Source organism: Streptomyces sp. NPDC059455, assembly GCF_042750115.1.
Lineage (GTDB): Bacteria > Actinomycetota > Actinomycetes > Streptomycetales > Streptomycetaceae > Streptomyces > Streptomyces endocoffeicus.
The window spans coordinates 19,198-35,934 of the sequence record NZ_JBHYVB010000120.1 but is presented as its reverse complement, the minus strand read 5'-3'; the positions used below and the strand labels follow the sequence as shown (position 1 = coordinate 35,934).

Annotated in this window: 14 protein-coding genes; 8 read left to right on the top strand and 6 right to left on the bottom strand. The window is 71.1% G+C overall.

What is annotated here, in order from left to right; all coding sequences use genetic code 11:
* Nucleotides 1-47 precede the first annotated feature (47 nt).
* The 6 genes from ACFXB5_RS33745 (at nt 48) to ACFXB5_RS33720 (ending at nt 8,144) form a co-directional block, all read left to right on the top strand.
* Nucleotides 48-338 carry a DUF1876 domain-containing protein gene (locus ACFXB5_RS33745; protein ID WP_385215126.1) on the top strand — a complete coding sequence of 97 codons (291 nt, stop codon included), beginning with the start codon at nt 48-50 and terminating at the stop codon, nt 336-338.
* Nucleotides 339-560: 222 nt separating this feature from the next.
* Nucleotides 561-1,817: a cellulase-like family protein gene (locus ACFXB5_RS33740; protein ID WP_385215123.1), complete on the top strand. Its 1,257-nt coding sequence runs from the start codon at nt 561-563 to the stop codon at nt 1,815-1,817.
* Between the two features lie 161 nt (nt 1,818-1,978).
* A complete protein-coding gene (locus ACFXB5_RS33735; protein ID WP_385215120.1) occupies nt 1,979-3,361 on the top strand; it encodes an MFS transporter in 1,383 nt (460 codons plus the stop codon).
* Complete coding sequence (locus ACFXB5_RS33730) at nt 3,352-4,524, top strand: anhydro-N-acetylmuramic acid kinase (protein ID WP_385215118.1); 1,173 nt, start codon at nt 3,352-3,354, stop codon at nt 4,522-4,524. Before ACFXB5_RS33735 ends, ACFXB5_RS33730 begins: the two co-directional genes overlap by 10 nt.
* A gap of 165 nt (nt 4,525-4,689) precedes the next feature.
* Nucleotides 4,690-6,672 carry a hypothetical protein gene (locus tag ACFXB5_RS33725; RefSeq protein ID WP_385215115.1) on the top strand — a complete coding sequence of 661 codons (1,983 nt, stop codon included), beginning with the start codon at nt 4,690-4,692 and terminating at the stop codon, nt 6,670-6,672.
* 5 nt (nt 6,673-6,677) lie between these two features.
* Nucleotides 6,678-8,144 (top strand): ABC transporter substrate-binding protein, encoded by a 1,467-nt coding sequence (locus ACFXB5_RS33720; RefSeq protein WP_385215114.1) that lies wholly within the window; start codon nt 6,678-6,680, stop codon nt 8,142-8,144.
* Between the two features lie 31 nt (nt 8,145-8,175).
* Here ACFXB5_RS33720 and dnaK read toward each other — a convergent pair whose 3' ends face one another.
* From dnaK to ACFXB5_RS33700, 4 genes are all read right to left on the bottom strand, one after another.
* Nucleotides 8,176-10,083, bottom strand: a complete 1,908-nt coding sequence (gene dnaK, locus ACFXB5_RS33715) for a molecular chaperone DnaK (RefSeq protein WP_385215112.1) — start codon at nt 10,081-10,083, stop codon at nt 8,176-8,178.
* Nucleotides 10,084-10,167: 84 nt separating this feature from the next.
* Nucleotides 10,168-11,571 carry a Si-specific NAD(P)(+) transhydrogenase gene (gene sthA / locus ACFXB5_RS33710; RefSeq protein ID WP_385215109.1) on the bottom strand — a complete coding sequence of 468 codons (1,404 nt, stop codon included), beginning with the start codon at nt 11,569-11,571 and terminating at the stop codon, nt 10,168-10,170.
* An 85-nt stretch (nt 11,572-11,656) separates the two neighbouring features.
* Complete coding sequence (locus ACFXB5_RS33705; protein WP_385215106.1) at nt 11,657-12,385, bottom strand: YoaK family protein; 729 nt, start codon at nt 12,383-12,385, stop codon at nt 11,657-11,659.
* 124 nt (nt 12,386-12,509) lie between these two features.
* A complete protein-coding gene (locus ACFXB5_RS33700; protein WP_385215103.1) occupies nt 12,510-13,139 on the bottom strand; it encodes a CGNR zinc finger domain-containing protein in 630 nt (209 codons plus the stop codon).
* 55 nt (nt 13,140-13,194) lie between these two features.
* Here ACFXB5_RS33700 and ACFXB5_RS33695 point away from each other — a divergent pair, with 55 nt between their 5' ends.
* Nucleotides 13,195-14,163 carry a ketopantoate reductase family protein gene (locus tag ACFXB5_RS33695; RefSeq protein ID WP_385215100.1) on the top strand — a complete coding sequence of 323 codons (969 nt, stop codon included), beginning with the start codon at nt 13,195-13,197 and terminating at the stop codon, nt 14,161-14,163.
* On the opposite strand, the gene ACFXB5_RS33690 is transcribed toward ACFXB5_RS33695, so the two are convergent.
* On the bottom strand, nt 14,135-14,599 hold the full coding sequence (locus tag ACFXB5_RS33690) for a DUF2000 domain-containing protein (RefSeq protein ID WP_385215098.1): 465 nt from the start codon (nt 14,597-14,599) through the stop codon (nt 14,135-14,137). The two genes, ACFXB5_RS33695 and ACFXB5_RS33690, sit on opposite strands and share 29 nt — an antisense overlap.
* 99 nt (nt 14,600-14,698) lie before the next feature.
* Between ACFXB5_RS33690 and ACFXB5_RS33685 the strand changes: the two genes are divergently transcribed.
* Nucleotides 14,699-15,193, top strand: a complete 495-nt coding sequence (locus ACFXB5_RS33685) for an Lrp/AsnC family transcriptional regulator (RefSeq protein ID WP_059144620.1) — start codon at nt 14,699-14,701, stop codon at nt 15,191-15,193.
* A 79-nt stretch (nt 15,194-15,272) separates the two neighbouring features.
* Here the strand turns inward: ACFXB5_RS33685 and ACFXB5_RS33680 are convergent, their stop codons facing one another.
* Nucleotides 15,273-16,700 (bottom strand): purine-cytosine permease family protein, encoded by a 1,428-nt coding sequence (locus ACFXB5_RS33680; protein ID WP_385215095.1) that lies wholly within the window; start codon nt 16,698-16,700, stop codon nt 15,273-15,275.
* Between the last annotated feature and the right edge of the window lie 37 nt (nt 16,701-16,737).

Below are 16,737 nucleotides of genomic sequence, written 5' to 3'. Positions count from 1 at the left end.
GGCGCCAGAAGCGCCAGAAGCGGCCGCCGGAAGGTGAGGAGCAGACCATGTCGCAGACAGTGGAGTGGAAGGTCCATCTCTATCTCTCCGAGGACGAGGGGAGGACCAGGGCGCGGGTGGAGCTGGACACCGGGTCCACGGCGCTCACCGGCCGGGGACTGGCCCGGTGCAACCCGGACGACGAGGACGTGCCCGTGATCGGCGATGAGCTCGCGGCCGGGCGGGCGCTCAGCGATCTGGGGCAGCAGCTGGTGCGGGCCGCCGAGCACGACCTGGAGAGCGTGGGCGCGCCCCCGGCCTCGCGCAGACCACGGCCCGGCTACGGCTGGATCGCCTGAGGGACCGCCCCCATAGTGGGCGCGACCGCCGTACGGGTCGCGTCCCGGTCCCGGACGGCCTCCAGCACCCGCCGTACCGGATGAACGGGGTGGAAACCCGGCCACCCCAGCACTGGCCATTATTTATGAATACATCTTGACAGCCCGTTGGCACCCCCGGACGATGAACCGATCTCTCGTCTCTTCTGTCATCGCCGAGCCGCCGACCGCGGGGAGCCCCCTGTGACGCTGTCGCCGCATCTGCCGGACAAACTGACCATCACGCTGTGGGACTTCAGCTGGTACACCCGCACCGGCCCGGATGAGCCCTTCGCCGATCTCGACCGCGCCTTCGAGGATGCCGTGGCCCGCGGCTACAACACGGTGCGCGTCTGCGCCATGCCGTACCTGCTCTTCGGCTCCCGGCTGGACACGACCAAGCTGCGGCCGTCGGCGCTGGGCGGCGCGTACGGGCAGCGGATGCGCTGGTACGACCTGGGCGGCGGGGGCGAGATCGACGGACGGGCGTGGCTGCGCGAGCTGTTCGAGGCGGCCCTGCGCCATGACTGCTTCGTCATCCTCTCCAGCTGGGAGTACCAGCAGAGCCCGTCGTTCGGCGAGGACCGCGCCTGGTTCGACGCGCTGATGGCCGTCGATCCCGAGCGGCGCGCCGAGACGCTCGCGGACGCGCTGGCCGATCTGATCGACTACCTGGTGATCCACGGTCTGGACGACCGGATCGCCTTCACCGAGCTGCACAACGAGGTCCAGGGCAGCCGGCTCACCGAAGGGCTGGACGGCGAGGACAGGGTCGTCGCCCTGCGGCCGCGGCTGGAGCGGGGTATCGCCCGGTTCAAGGAGCGCCACCCCAACCGGCCGGTCACGGTCAACTACGCCAAGGTGCCGGTCGGTTCGCTGCGCGGGGTCCCCCGTGAGGTGGATGTGGCGGTCTTCCACCCCTATGTCTACGGGGTGCTGGACGAGCTGCTGACCACCTTCGCCGTCCGCGACCGGGCCCGTCCCTTCCCCCAGGAGGCGGTCCGCCGGGAGCTGCTGCGCCCCGGCGCCCCCGATCTGGCCGACTGGGCCCCTCCGCCCGGCGATCGCTGGCGGCTGGAAGCCACCACGGTCGGCCCCCGGGAGATCTACGTCCACGACTGGTGCGACCCCGACCGCTGGGACGCCTGGCTGTACGACCGCTACGCCGTGCACCGGCTGGCGATGGACCAGCGGCTGGTCACCTGGATCGAGGCGGCCGCGGACTGGGCGGCCGCGAGCGGGGTTCCGCTGGTCTTCGGCGAGGGCTGGATCGGCTACACCCCGTTGCACGGGACCTTCGAGGAGGGCCCGGTGGGGGCCGCGTTCTGCCGTCGCGCGGTCGAGGAGTCGGCCCGGGTGGGCGCGTGGGGCGCGGTGGTGTGCTCCAACGCGGCGCCCCAGCACCCGATGTGGCGGGACATCGCGCTGCAGCGGGAGTGCAACGCGGTGCTGCGCGGCTGAGGACGGGCCCGTACGGCACCGGGTTGGCCCGCGCCCCGGGGCCGTACGGGATCTGCCCGGACCTCGAGGGCCGCTGGAGCCGCGCTCGCACCGGTAACCGCGCTCCCTGACGGGTACGGACATCACATCCCCTTGGCGGTGACGGCTGAAAGGGCCCGGATGTGACGACGTCCCCAGCGGATCCCAGCGAACGTGTTGCCGGGCGGGCCCCGCGCCGTGCGCTGGTGGCCGGTTCGGTCGGCAACTTCATCGAGTGGTACGAATTCGGGGTCTACGGCTTCTTCGCGACGATCATCGCCGCGAACTTCTTCACTCCGCACGGCGGCAGCGAGCTCGAGGGCCTGGTCAAGACCTACGCCTCCTTCGGGATCGCGTTCTTCTTCCGCCCCATCGGCGCCGCCGTCTTCGGCCGGGTCGGCGACCGGATCGGCCGCCGGCCCACGCTGATCCTGGTGCTGCTGCTGATGACCGGCGCCACAACCCTCATCGGAGCTCTGCCCACGTACGACACGCTGGGCACGGCCGCGCCCTGGCTGCTCACCCTGTTGCGGATCCTCCAAGGTCTCTCCGCGGGCGGGGAGTTCGGCGGTGCGGTGTCGATCATGACGGAGTTCGCTCCGCCGGGCCGCCGCGGGCTGTACGGGGCGTGGCAGTCGTTCACCGTGGCGCTGGGGCTGCTGGCCGGGGCCGGGGTGGCGGCGGTGCTGGCCACCGTGATGAGCGAGGAGTCGCTGGGCGACTGGGGGTGGCGGCTGCCGTTCCTGCTGACCCTGCCGATCGGGCTGGTGGCCCTGTGGCTGCGGCTGAGGCTGGAGGAGACCCCCTTCTTCCGCGCGACGGCGGACGCGGACACCGGCACGGCGTCGGCCACCGGGCCGGAGCGGGTGGCGGACCCCCGGGAGGTGGCCGGGGCGATCGTCATGGGGGCCGCGCGCATCATGGGCTGGGCGGCGGCCGGTTACACCTTCCTGGTCGTCATGCCCTCGTACCTCCAGGCCACCTTGAACGCCACCTTCCAGCAGGCGCTGGTCGCCACCGTGGTGGCCAACGCGGGCTTCGCTCTCTCCATCCTCCCGGCCGGGCTGCTCAGCGACCGGATCGGGCGGCGGCCGGTGATGCTGACCGGGGCCGCGCTGGTGGCGGTGCTGGCCTTCCCGCTGCTCAATGTCCTACAGGATCCGGACAGTTCGGCATGGGTCCAAGGGGCGGCGGTCTTCGTGGCGGGCGTGGTGGTGGGCCTGATGGCGGGGCCCGGTCCGGCCATGCTCGCCGAGATGTTCCCGACCCGGATCCGCTACACGGGTCTGGGTCTGGCGTACGCGCTGTCCAACGCGGTGTTCTCCGGATGCGCCGGACTCATCATCACCGAGGTGATCAAGCACACCGGCGAGGTCGACATCCCGGCCTACTACGTGACGGTGACCTGCGCCGTCAGCGTGGTCGCCCTGTTCACCCTGCGCGGGGAGAACCACCGCGGCGCGCTGCCCGACGCGGCGCGGGCCACGACGGGGGCCGAGCGGGAGGAGGAGACATCATGCGGGTGATCGGTCTGATGTCGGGCACGTCCCATGACGCGGTGGACGCCGCGGCGGCCGATCTGGTGCTCGACGGCGACACCGTGGTGCTGGCCCCGCTGGGGCTGGTCAGCGAGGCGTACCCGGAGGCGCTGCGGTCGGCGCTGAGCGCCGCGCTGCCCCCGGCGGCCACCACCATGCGGGACGTGTGCGCGCTCGACACCCGGATCGGCCAGGCGTTCGCCGCGCTCGCGGTCCGCGCCGACCGGGAGCTGTGCGAGGGGCGTACGGATCTCATCGGCTCCCACGGCCAGACGGTGTACCACTGGGCCGAGGGCGGGCGGGTGCACGGGACGCTCCAGCTCGGCCAGCCCGCCTGGATCGCCGAGGCCACCGGCCGCCCGGTGGTCTCCGATCTGCGCACCCGCGATGTGGCCGCGGGCGGCCAGGGCGCTCCCCTGGTCAGCCTGGTGGACGCCCTGTGGCTGCGCGGGCGGCCCGGTGTGTGCGCCGCCCTGAACCTGGGCGGGATCGCCAACATCACGGTGGTCGCCGGCGCCCGGGAGCCGCTGGCCTTCGACACCGGCCCGGCGAACGCGCTCATCGACGCGGCGGTCGGCGATCTGACGGGTGGCCGGCTGGACCATGACGCGGACGGCGCCATGGCGGCGCGCGGCACCATCCATGAGCCGCTGCTGGAGCGGCTGCTGGCCGAGCCGTACTACGCGCTGCCCGCGCCCAAGACCACCGGCAAGGAGCTGTTCCACGCGTCCTATCTGCGTGCCGGTCTGGCCGCCACGGGCCCGGTGCCGGACGATGACGTGGTCGCCACCGTCACCGAGCTGACGGCCCGGACGGTGGCCGACGCCGTACGGAAGGCGCATGCCACCGAGGTGATCGCCTCGGGCGGCGGCACCCGCAACCCCACCCTGATGGGGGCGTTGCGCCGGGAGCTGGGCCCCATCGCGCTGCGGACCTCCGACGACCTCGGCCTTCCCGCGGCGGCGAAGGAGGCGTACGCCTTCGCCGTCCTCGCCTTCCTGACCGCCCACGGGCTGGCCGGTACGGTGCCGAGCTGCACCGGCGCCCGCCATGCCAGCGTGCTGGGGTCGATCACCCCGGGGCGCCGCGGCCTCGGTCTGCCCGCGCCGGGGCGGCCCGCGCCCACCCGGCTGGAGGTCTTCCGCCGCTGAGCGGGGGGCGGCGCCTCGCGGCCGGTGGAACCTCACGGTGGGAAAGGGATGTCGGCGCCGCCCGTAACGGGAGTACGTTTGGGAACGGCCCGCTATCGAAGGGGTGAATGTGGGTAAAGGACCCCTAGTTGCCGACGGGGGGCCTGAACGGGGGGACGGGGGCACGTGGCGGAATCCGGAATGGGCGTGGGCTTAAGAGGCCGCAGCGGGATCATCAGTCTGGTCGGGGAGTGTCTCAGGCTGGAGCCGACGGACGAGCGGCCGGTGATCATGCTGTTGGGGCCGCGCGGCAGTGGGGCCAGCGACGCTCATGGCGCGCTGATGGAGAAGTTCGGCCCCGAGACGCCGTTCGCGTATGTCAATGTCGGCGGTGAGCAGTCCCTGCTGCCGCGGTACGCCCTGGCGCTGCTCGCACGCCAGTTGGAGCGCAAGCTGCCGCGCTACCGCCGCTCGCACTTCCCGCGGCTGACGCTCGGTCTGCTCGCCTCCGACCACCAGCTGCGGATGACGAGCCTGGCGGAGGGGCGGCGCAACATCCGGCGGGAGCTGGACGCGTTCCAGGAGCAGGCGGAGGCGCGCTACGGCGACTATCTCGCCGCCTTCTTCGAGGTGGCCGGGGGCGCCGTGGGCGCTCCCGACGGCGCCTCCACGGCGGCGCTCGCGCTGCTGCGGGACGCGCTGCGGCGCGGCCGGAGGCGGCTGCCGGGCCGCAAGTTCACCAGCAGCGCGGCCTGGTACGGCGGCCATCCGCTGCTGCAGAGCCGGGATCCGTGGGAGGCGCTGGTCGAGCTCAACCTGTGGCGCCACGACGGGGACGAGGACGATCAGGAGCGGCTGGACCGGGTGCTGTTCTCGGCCCTGCTGGAGGACATGCGCAGCAATGTGCGCCACTCGTTCATGCCCCGCTCGTATCTGCTGCTGCTCGACAACTCCCATACGGAGTACGGACGTCGGTTTCTCGATCTGCTGATCCGGGCCCGCCATGACGACGCCGTGGTGGCGGGCGCCGACTGCGATCCGCTCACCGTCGTGGCCAGCTCCAACCGGTGGCTGCCCCGCTGGGGCCCGGCCACCGGCGACCAGTGGCCGTGGCGGCTGCGCGGCCCGGACCGGGCCTCCCTGGCGGACTGGAGCGAGCACCGGCCGGGCCGGGACAGCGATGACACCTGGTGGTATCCGCTGCGGCTGCGCGACCTCAATCTGGACGAGGTGCGCATCCGGATCGAGCTGGAGCTGCGCCACCACCCCGACCTCGCGCCGTTCACCCGGCTCGCGCCGTTCGTCCACCGGCTGACCGCGGGGCTCCCCCGGGCGGTCAGCCTGGTCCTGGAGCTGCTCCGGCACTCGTCCGTGCCCGTCGAGGACGGCGCCGAGCAGGACCGCTGGCTGCGCACCCTGCCGGACCGCACACCGCGGGAGGGCGAGGACACCCGGACGCTGGCGGAGGCCGCCCTGGACCATCTGCTGCGCGGTTTCGACCCCGCGCGGCGGCTGGCGCTTGAGGAGTGCGCCGCGGCTCGCGACCTGTCCATCGGCACCCGGCTGCTGGGTTCGGGCGACTCGCTGTTCGGCGAGGTCCGCGGCCGCTGGCTGCTGGACAGCCCGGGGGCCGTGACCCCGGCCCTCCATCCCTGGCTGCGGCGGCTGTTGCTGTGGCGGCTGGCCGGGCGTCCGGACGACTGGGACGCGGTGCACGAGCTGCTGGCCGAGCACTTCAGGTCCGAGGGCCGCCCGGTCCAGGAGATGTACCACCGGCTGGCGGCGGAGCGGATCGACGAGGTGACCGGGTATCTGGTGGAGCGCTTCCCGGCGGTGACCGCGGCGCAGTGGATCAGCGAGTTCAACATCATCACGGCCGCCCCCAACCGGCTGGGCCAGGCCGGCGGACCGCTGGAGCTGCTCGCCGACCTCGCCCCGGACGAGCCCCCGGAGGCGGTCACCACGGCCTCGGTGATCCGGGAGTTGATCACGGTGCGCTGGGTGTGGAGCGATCCGCTCGCCGACCCCGGGATGCGGCTGAACGACATGATCGCCGACGGTTTCAACCAGCTCTCACGACTGCGGAGGAACGACATCGTGGCCCTGTTCAACGAGGCGGAGCGGTACCGCCACTGGCGCCATCCGCTGACGCGCGCGGGCGAGGGGTGAGACCGGTGCCGAGACTGGAATGGCCGCTGCACATCGTGCGCCGAGTGGTGATCGGCGTGATCGTTCTGGCCGTGCTCGCGGTGGCGATCCCGCTCACCGTGAACTGGTTCGAGGACAGGCGGGCGCGGTGCGGTGACGGCGTCGTCAAGATGGGCGACGACCGCGAGTGCGTGGGCGTCACCGACGGCTCGTACACCTTCGCCGACCATCTGGAGCGCGTGGAGAAGAAGATCAAGGCGGAGAACGAGCTGGTGGAGAAGCACGGTGACAAGTACGTCAGCGTCGCCTACATGACCTCGTTCACGCTGACCGAGGACGACAGCAACTCCGAGGAATCGGTCCGGCATGAGCTCGAGGGCGCGTATCTGGCGCAGTACCGGCACAACCGCGGCGATCTCTCCTCCTCCCCCAAGATCAAGTTGTTGATCGCCAATATGGGCAGCAGCGCGGCCCATTGGGAGCACACCGTCGATGAGCTGATCGACCGGAAGACCTCCGACGACAAGCTGGTCGCGGTCACCGGGCTCGGCCCCAGCGACACCCAGAACCTCGACGCGCTGAGGCGGCTGTCCGACAACGGTCTCGCCCTGGTCGCCAGCACCATGACGGCCACCAACATAGAGGGCATCAAGGGGCTCGTCCGGGTCTCGCCGACCAATGTGGACGAGGCGTATGCCGCCTCCGCGTACCTCAAGAAGGAGAAGGTCCGCCGGGCGGTGGTGGTCCAGGACGACGCGCGGGACAACTACTATGCCAAGACCCTCGGTGACGCCTTCACCGAGGTCTTCCAGGACATCAAGGGCCACCAGTTGGTGGCGGACCGGATGACCTATGACTCCTCGGTGCGCGGCGCCTGGGAGAACGAGCTGCGCTATATGCCGGGGCAGTTGTGCGACCAGAAGCCGGAGGCGGTCTTCTTCGCGGGCCGCGGCAAGCACCTCACCCGGTTCCTGGACGCGATCGCCAACCGTCCGTGCCAGGATCGGGAGTTCATGGTGATCACCGGCGACGACACCACCAACCTCACCGCCGATGACCTGGCCCACGCCGCCGAGAGCAAGGTGCGGGTGCTCTACACGGGCCTGGCGCACCCCGATATGTGGCAGGAGGACCCCGACTCCGTCTCCCGCCCGTCGGCCCAGTACTTCCAGCCGGGCGGGCTGCTGGCCAAGTGGTTCCCCGACGACCAGCACCAGGACGGCCAGGCCATCATGGCGCATGACGCGGTGCTCACCGCCGCCCAGGGCATCCAGATGGCGGCGCTGGGCGATGTGACCGGGGAATCGGTGGCGCGGATGTTCCACCAGATGAACAGCCGTCAGCAGGTACCGGGGGCGAGTGGGTTCATCTCGTTCCAGAACAATGGCAATCCGCGCAACAAGGCCATTCCGATCCTGCATCTCAACGCGAAGGGGCGCTCGGAACTCGTGGAGGTATCGGCGCGGCGGGGTGAGCCGGCCAGGAAGCAGTGAACGATCAGGCCGGCCCGGAAGGCGGTGCCGGTCAGCCGGCGCCGCCCTTGGGCTCGTCCCCGGTCTTCTCGTCGTCGACGATCTCCGCGTCCACGACGTCCTCCTCGGACGCGTGGGCCCGGTCCTCCCGGTCGCCGGAGGAGCCGCCCGTGGAGCCGCCGGCTCCGCCGCCGTCGGCCGGGCCGGACTGCTGGGCCTGGGCATAGATCGCGGTGCCGATCCGCTGCCCGACGGTGGCGGTCCGCTCGGTGGCCTCTCGGATCGCGTTGGTGTCCTCGCCCTCGAGCGTCCGCTTCAGATCCGCGACCGCCGCCTCGGCCTCCTGCCGGACGTCCCCGGGCACCTTGTCGGCCTGGTCCCGCAGCAGCCTCTCGGTCTGGTAGACGAGCGACTCGGCCTGGTTGCGGGTCTCGGCGGCCTCGCGGCGCCGGTGGTCCTCCTCCGCGTAACTCTCGGCCTCGCGCATCATGCGGTCGATGTCGTCCTTCGGCAGCGCCGAGCCGCCGGTGACGGTCATCCGCTGTTCCCGGCCGGTGCCGAGGTCCTTGGCGGAGACATGCATGATGCCGTTGGCGTCGATGTCGAAGGCCACCTCGATCTGCGGCACCCCACGCGGCGCGGGCGGCAGGCCGGTCAGCTCGAACATGCCGAGCTTCTTGTTGTACGCGGCCATCTCGCGCTCCCCCTGGAAGACCTGGATCTGCACCGACGGCTGGTTGTCCTCGGCCGTGGTGAAGACCTCCGAGCGCTTGGTCGGGATCGTGGTGTTGCGCTCGATCAGCTTGGTCATGATGCCGCCCTTGGTCTCGATACCGAGGGACAGCGGGGTGACGTCCAGCAGCAGCACGTCCTTGACCTCGCCCTTGAGGACACCGGCCTGGAGGGAGGCGCCGATCGCCACGACCTCGTCCGGATTGACGCCCTTGTGCGGCTCCTTGCCGGTCAGCTCCTTGACCAGGCCGGTCACGGCGGGCATCCGGGTGGAGCCGCCGACCAGGATCACATGGTCGATGTCGGCGGTCTTGATCCCGGCGTCCTTGATCGCCTGGTGGAAGGGGGCCTTGCAGCGCTCCAGGAGGTCCTCGGTCAGCTGCTGGAACTGCGAGCGGGTGAGCTTCTCGTCCAGGTGCAGCGGGCCCTGGTCGGACGCGGTGATGTAGGGCAGGTTGATCGTGGTCTCGCTGGCCGCGGAGAGCTCGATCTTGGCCTTCTCCGATGCCTCGCGCAGCCGCTGGACCGCCATCTTGTCCTGGGACAGATCGACGCCGTAGCCGTTCTTGAAGCGGGAGACCAGATGGTCCACGATCCGCTGGTCCCAGTCGTCGCCGCCGAGGTGGGTGTCGCCATTGGTGGCCTTGACCTCCACCACCCCCTCGCCGATCTCCAGCAGCGAGACGTCGAAGGTGCCGCCGCCGAGGTCGAAGACCAGGATCGTCTGGTCGTTCTCCTTGTCCAGCCCGTACGCCAGGGCGGCGGCCGTCGGCTCGTTGATGATCCGCAGCACCTTCAGCCCGGCGATCTCGCCCGCCTCCTTGGTGGCGGTGCGCTGGGAGTCGTTGAAGTACGCGGGAACGGTGATCACGGCGTCGGTGACGTCCTCGCCGAGGTACGCCTCGCCGTCGCGCTTGAGCTTCTGCAGCACCCGCGCGGAGATCTCCTGCGCGGTGTAGCGCTTGCCGTCCACATCGCCGGTGGCCGGGAACCGCCACCGGTCCTCGCCCATGTGGCGCTTGACCGATCGCGCGGTGCGCTCCACGTTCGTCACCGCCTGGCGCTTGGCGACCTCCCCCACCAGCACCTCGCCGTTCTTGGCGAAGGCCACCACCGAGGGGGTGGTCCGGGTGCCCTCGGTGTTGGTGATGACGGTCGGCTCGCCGCCCTCCAGGACCGATACGACCGAATTCGTCGTACCCAGGTCAATACCGACTGCGCGAGTCATCTCAGCCCTCCTCCCGGTCTGTCTCCCAGTATCCCAAAAGGGATATTCAGGAGTGGGGTGCGGAGGAGGGCGGGGGCCGGGAGGTCAGTCCCGCAGGTGGTCGACCTCGCGCATCTTGTTGGTGGCGTCGAGCGCGGCGACCTTGTAGGACTCGGCGAAGGTCGGATAGTTGAACACCGCGTCCACCAGATAGTCGACGGTGCCGCCGCAGCCCATCACGGCCTGGCCGATGTGGATCAGCTCGGTGGCGCCGGTGCCGAAGCAGTGCACCCCGAGCAGCCGCCGGTCCTCCGGGGAGACCAGCAGCTTCAGCATGCCGTGGGCGTCGCCGACGATCTGGCCCCGGGCCAGCTCGCGATAGCGGGAGACCCCGACCTCGAAGGGCACCTTCTCGTCCGTGAGCTGGTCCTCGGTGCGGCCGATAAAGCTGATCTCGGGGATGCTGTAGATCCCGATCGGCTGGAGGTGGTGGATCGGGTTCACCGGCTCCTCGCACGCGTGGTACGCCGCGCTCCGCCCCTGCTCCATGGAGGTCGCGGCCAGGGCCGGGAAGCCGATGACATCGCCGACGGCGTAGATGTGCGGCACGGCGGTGCGATAGTGCTCGTCCACCGCGATCCGGCCCCGCCGGTCGGCGGTGAGCCCCGCCTTGGCGAGGTCCAGCGCGTCGGTGAGCCCCTGGCGCCCCGCGGAGTACATCACCGCGTCGGCGGGGATCTTCTTACCGCTCTCCAGGATGGTCAGGGCGCCCCGCGGATGGCGCTCGACGGCCGCCACGGTCTCGCCGAAGCGGAAGGTGACGGCCAGGTCCCGCAGCCGGTACTTCAGCGCCTCGACGATCTCGACATCGCAGAAGTCCAGCATCCCCTCGCGCTGCTCGACCACGGTGACCTTGCTGCCCAGGGCGGCAAACATCGAGGCGTACTCGATGCCGATCACCCCGGCGCCCACGATGACCATGGAGCGCGGCACCCGCTCCATATTGAGGACGCTGTCGGAGTCCATGATCGTCCGCTCGTCGAACTCCACGCTCGCGGGGCGGGCCGGGCGGGTGCCGGTGGCGATCACGATGTGCTGGGCGGTGAGCAGCTGCTCCTGGTCGGTGGCGTCCGTGACGGCCACGGTGTGGTCGTCCACGAACCGGCCGGTGCCGGAGAACATCGCGACCCGGTTGCGGGACAGCTGGTTGCGGACGACATCCACCTCACGGCCGACCACATGCTGGGTGCGGGCCGTCAGGTCGGCGACGGTGATCTCCTCCTTGAGCCGGTAGCTCTGGCCGTAGAGATCCCGCTGGGTCAGTCCGGTGAGATAGAGCACCGCCTCGCGCAGGGTCTTGGACGGAACGGTTCCGGTGTGCAGGGAAACCCCGCCCACCATCTCCTTACGGTCGACGACGGCTACCCGGCGACCGAGCTTCGCGGCTGCGATGGCAGCCTTCTGGCCGCCCGGCCCGGATCCGATCACAAGCATGTCAAAGTCGGTCACGGGCCGAGTCTGACATCGGATGACACTCCGCTGGAAGAGTGAATCACCGGTCAACCCGCCCCGGGGCCGCCGGGCTTGAGGCGGACTACTCGGCGTGGGGCCAGAGATGGCCCTGGGCATCCCGGGCCAGGGAGGTCAGGGACGCCAGCAGAACGAGGCCGACCAGTCCGGTCGGCAGGGCGGGCGCGGCCCGCGCGGCATGGGCCACCAGCAGCCCGCCGGCCGCGGCGCCCACCACCAGGCCCCCCAGCAGCGCGATGCTGAGCCGGCGCACCGTTCCGCTGCGCACCGCGTCGACCAGCACCCCGGTCAGGGCGCCGGTGAGATACGTGGTGGAGAAACCGGGCGGCCCGACGGCCCGCACCAGACCGCTCTGCCCTCCCATGGCGAGCGCGGCCACCGCCAGCAGCCCGAGCTGCCGACCACCGGCGGGGTGGCCGTCGGCGGCCGCCCACACCGCCCAGAGCCCGCCGAGCGCGAGCAGTTCCACCGTGAGCGCGCACCGGGCCCGCAGGGCCGGCCGGGAGCCGCGGACGATCCGGCCGCTGACCAGCGCGCCCACGATGTATCCGCCCATGGCGACCGCGGAGTCCCGGGCGAGCGCCGCGTCCATGGACGCGGTGGACATGCCGAGCAGGGACAGATTGGCGGTCATGACGCTGGTGAAGACGCCGCCCAGGGCCAGAAAGCTGATCGCGTCCATCGCCCCGGTCGCCACGGTCAGCGCGACGGCGGCCACCGCTCCCCCGGAGCCGCAGGCCCGGCCGGGGTGTCGTGCTTTCGGTGCGGGGTCGGTGTCGCTCTCTTCGGCCATCGGCAACCCTCCGGCCACCCCGGGTGCCCCGGGCGGCCCACCGGAAACAACGGCCCTGGGAGCGCCGGGGCTTCAGGACCCAGCCGGGGCGCCGAGGCTTCAGCTCCCCCGACACACCCGGGGGTCAGGACCCGCCCGGTGCGGCGGACGCCTGCCGCTGCCGGTGTTTCGCGGCCTTGGCGCTGTTGCCGCACAGCCGCATGGAGCACCACCGGCGCCTTCCGCCCGGTGTGCGGTCGAGGTAGATCATGGTGCACAGCGAGGAGTCGCAGGCCCGCAGCGCCTCGCGCCGCTCCGGGTCCCCGAGCACCGCCATGAGGTCGCGGACGACGACCGACTGCAGCTCCCGCCCGGTCAGCGGGCGATCGGCGCCGTCGACCTCGACCCCGGTGCCGGTGGCCCTCAGCAGTGGCCGCGGCGGGGCGGGACGCGCCCGGTCGTTGAGCAGCGCGACGGACGCGGCGGATGGGGCCCGGCCGTGGACGACCGCCGCCACCACGTCGTACGCCGCCTCGCGCAGCGTCCGCAGCTCGGTGCGGAGCTCCTCGGTGACGGCCTCGTCGTGGAGCCGCAGCCCGACTCCGTCACACCACTGCCGCAGCCGGTCGAGGGTGCCGAGGCGCTCGATCGGGGTGCTGCCGCGCCGCCCGAGGGAGGCGACGAGGTTCAGGGCGAGGCTGCCGGCGTCGAAGCGCAGTGCCCGCAGCCGAGCGGTGACCCGCGGCCGCGGGACCTGCTCCGTCGAGGAATCCATGCGAATATAGTAACCGCCTGACGGGTTACTAAGCGGCTGAGAACGAGGGGACATCATGCGGATCGCGATCATCGGCGCGGGTGGCGTCGGCGGATACTTCGGCGCACGGCTCGCCGCCGCGGGGGACGAGGTCACCTTCGTGGCCCGGGGCCGCCATCTCACGGCGATCCGGGAGAACGGGCTGACCGTGCGCAGCCCGCTGGGGGATCTGCGGGTGCCGTCCGAGGTGGTCGTGCCGACGGTCTCCGACCTCGACGCCCCGGACCTGGTCATGGTGGCGGTGAAGCTGTGGGACACCGAGGACGTCGCCCGGCGGCTGGCGCCCCTCGCCGAGAGCGGCGCCGCCGTCGTGTCGTTCCAGAACGGAGTCCAGAAGGACACGGAGCTGCGGCGCCAGCTGCCCGCGGAGTCCGTCCTCGGCGGAGTGGGCTACATCTCGGCGTTCATCGAGGAGCCCGGGGTGGTGGTGCACAACGGCACGCTGCAGCGGCTGGTGTTCGGGGAGTACGACCGCAAGGAGTCCCCGCGCGCCCGCCACTTCCTCGACCGCTGTCTCGCGGCCGGTGTCGACGCGGAGATCAGCGGGGACATCGAGCGCACCATCTGGGAGAAGTTCGTCTTCCTGGTGGGTCTTTCCGGGACGACGTCGACGGTGCGGCAGCCGATCGGCGTGGTCCGCGGGAATCCCGGGTCACGGGATCTGCTGCGTGATGTGATGCGCGAGGTGGTCGCCGTGGGACGGGCCAAGGGAGTGCACCTGGACCCCGGTTTCGCCGACGACCGGCTCGCCTTCTGCGACACACTGCCCGCCACGATGACGTCCTCGATGCACAACGACCTCCTCCACGGCAACCGCCTGGAACTGAGCTGGCTCAGCGGGGCCGTGGCCGAACTCGGCGCCGAGCTGGGCGTCGCCACCCCGCGCAACCGGGCCATCGCCGACATCCTCGCCCCCTACGCGCTGGGCGATCCGGCCGCGACCGGTGGCGCGGAGATCAGCGCAGCAGGGGAAGCTTCCCGATGAGCCTGCTCACCTTGTTCCGCGGGCCGACGATGCTGACGGCGAGGTAGTCGAGATCCTCGGTCTTGGTGCCGGCCAGGCTGTCGAGGTACTCGTCGTAGACCCGTGAGGTCTGGGCCTGTCCGGGCATGTCGACGAGGAACAGATCGTCCTTCTCGGCGGCCTTGGCCCGCAGCTCGCGCAGCGCCTGTGGGCCGGCCGCCAGGATCGAGCAGCCGGCCCACGGCAGCCCGGGGTGGCCGGCGCCGGAGCCGTCCCTGCCGTCCGGCCCCAGCAGCTCCGGCATCGCCCGGCCGACGGCGGCGGCCATGCAGGCGGCCGCGTTCACCGCCCGGCCCGCGGGCAGCTCCTCGGCCACGACGATCACCCACTTGAGCTTCGCCTGCCGGGTGGACTGATCGGTGCGTACATCCTCGTCGGACAGCTGGGGAACGGACACGAGCACTACTCCTTGTCGATGGCTAATGTGGTGGACGGTACCCATCCATCCGAGCCGGAGCACGGCTCGCCGAACTTCCTCAGGCAAAGGAGCGCTTTCGTGGAACTTGATGCACTCGACCGTGCTCTTCTGCGGGAGCTGCAGAACGATGCACGCCAGACCAATCGCGAGCTGGCCCTGCGGACGGGGGTCTCGCCGTCGACCTCCCTGGAGCGGGTCCGGGCGCTGCGGGAGCGCGGCATCATCAGCGGCTATCACGCCGCCGTCGACCTGGAGGCGGTCGGCCGCCCCGTGCAGGCGCTGATCTCGGTGCGGATCCGCCCGCCGTCCCGGCCGGTCATCGAGGGGTTCCGGGAATGGGCCGCCCAGCTGCCGGAGACCATCGGGCTGTTCGTCACCTCCGGTGCCCATGACTTCCTCATCCATGTGGCGGTGCCGGACACCAACGGGCTGTACGCGTTCGTCATCGACCGCCTCACCGAGCGCCGTGAGGTGGCGGATGTGCAGAGCACGATGGTCTACGAACACGCCCAGTCGCGCTGTATCGACCCCGCCCCCGCCGAGCGCCCCGCGCCCTCCCGCCGGAGGCGATAGCGGGGCGGGGGCGGGGACACCGAAGGGCGGGCGGCATCGCCGTTCGCGACACCGCCCGCCCCGGTTCATCGACGCCGCGTCAGGAGCCCGCCACCGCCGCCGTCTTCTCCTGCTGGGGCTCGGCCGTGGCGGGGGTGTCCCGCGTCCACAGCGGCCGCAGCCGGTAGGTCAGCAGATAGAGCACCGCCGAGGCGCCCGCCGCGACGAACATGCTCAGATCGCCCACGTGCGGATACGCCGAGGCGAACGCCCCGGTGTAGAGATCGGACTGCCAGAACGGCACCGAGGCCAGCACCCCGCCGACCCAGGCGACGAAGCCCCAGGAGAGCACCCGTCCGCGGTCGTACAGCTCGGCGATCCGGCCGGGGTCGGAGCGGCCGCCCAGGTGGTAGTCGAGCAGCAGCACGGTGGCGAACGGCGCGATGAAGTACGCGGTGAGGTTGAGGAACACCGAGAACTTGTCCTCGATCCCGGAGTGTCCCCACAGGCTGATCCCATACGCCAGCGCGCAGATGAGGGTGACGGCCTGGGTCCGGGTGACCGGCACCTTCAGCGTCTGGACGGAGATCGCGCCGCCGTAGACATTGAGGAAGTTCTGCGCGAGCGCGGACAGCCCGATGGCGATCAGCGCGGGGATGGCGAACGGCCCGGTCAGCTGGTGCAGGGCGGTGATGGAGTCGGTGCTGGTGGCGTTGGAGCCGAGGAGCACACCGAGGATGCCGAGCCAGCAGATGGTGACGAAGTTGCCGAGCCCGGTGTACCAGGCGGTGCGCTTCACCACGTTCGGCGAATCGGGCAGATAGCGCGAGTAGTCCGAGGCGAACGGCGCCCAGGCGACGAGGAAGGAGAGGAACCAGCCGCCGAAGGTGATCCAGCCGCCGGTGGAGCCGACGTAGTCCGCCGCCTTCGGATCGGCGTCGAAGGTGCCCGCGCCGCGCACCAGGGCCACCACCGTGATCATCACGAACAGCGGGGTGAGGATGTAGGTCAGCACCCGCTGCAGGAAATTGATCATGTTGTAGCCGTAGATGGACACCACCAGCTCGACCAGGGTGAGCGCCAGTCCGCAGACCCAGAAGGGCAGATGGGTCAGCTCGGCGATGGCCTTGCCGCCGAGGATCACGGTGACGGCGGCCCAGCCGACCCCGGCGAACACATTGATGTACGCCACCGGCAGGAAGTTGCCGAAGAAGCCGAGCGGGCCCCGCGCCTGGATCTGCTGGGGCACCCCCAGCCGTACGCCCATCCGGGACATCACGGCCATCAGCAGCGAGCCGAGACCCGCGCCGGCCACGATGGCGGCGACGGCGGCGCCGAAGCTGAGGCCGAGCCCGACCGCGCTGAACCCGAGCAGGATGATGGGGAAGTTGAGACCGGCGGCGAACCAGACGAAGAACTGCGAACTGGGCTTGCCGTGCCGCTCGTTGTCGGGGATGTGGTCGACCCCGAAGGGCTCCACCTTGGTGACCGCGCTGCCGTACACCGGCGCCGTGTCGTCGTGGGTCATGGGCGTGCTCCTGGGACGGGAGGAGTGGGCGTCAGGG

What these genes read in the sequence shown, in the direction of transcription:
- ACFXB5_RS33745 (WP_385215126.1), top strand. Translation starts at nt 48, where the DNA reads ATGTCGCAGACAGTGGAGTGGAAGGTCCATCTCTATCTCTCCGAGGAC.
- ACFXB5_RS33730 (WP_385215118.1), top strand. Translation starts at nt 3,352, where the DNA reads ATGCGGGTGATCGGTCTGATGTCGGGCACGTCCCATGACGCGGTGGAC.
- dnaK (WP_385215112.1), bottom strand. Translation starts at nt 10,083, where the DNA reads ATGACTCGCGCAGTCGGTATTGACCTGGGTACGACGAATTCGGTCGTA.
- ACFXB5_RS33705 (WP_385215106.1), bottom strand. Translation starts at nt 12,385, where the DNA reads ATGGCCGAAGAGAGCGACACCGACCCCGCACCGAAAGCACGACACCCC.
- ACFXB5_RS33700 (WP_385215103.1), bottom strand. Translation starts at nt 13,139, where the DNA reads ATGGATTCCTCGACGGAGCAGGTCCCGCGGCCGCGGGTCACCGCTCGG.
- ACFXB5_RS33695 (WP_385215100.1), top strand. Translation starts at nt 13,195, where the DNA reads ATGCGGATCGCGATCATCGGCGCGGGTGGCGTCGGCGGATACTTCGGC.
- ACFXB5_RS33680 (WP_385215095.1), bottom strand. Translation starts at nt 16,700, where the DNA reads ATGACCCACGACGACACGGCGCCGGTGTACGGCAGCGCGGTCACCAAG.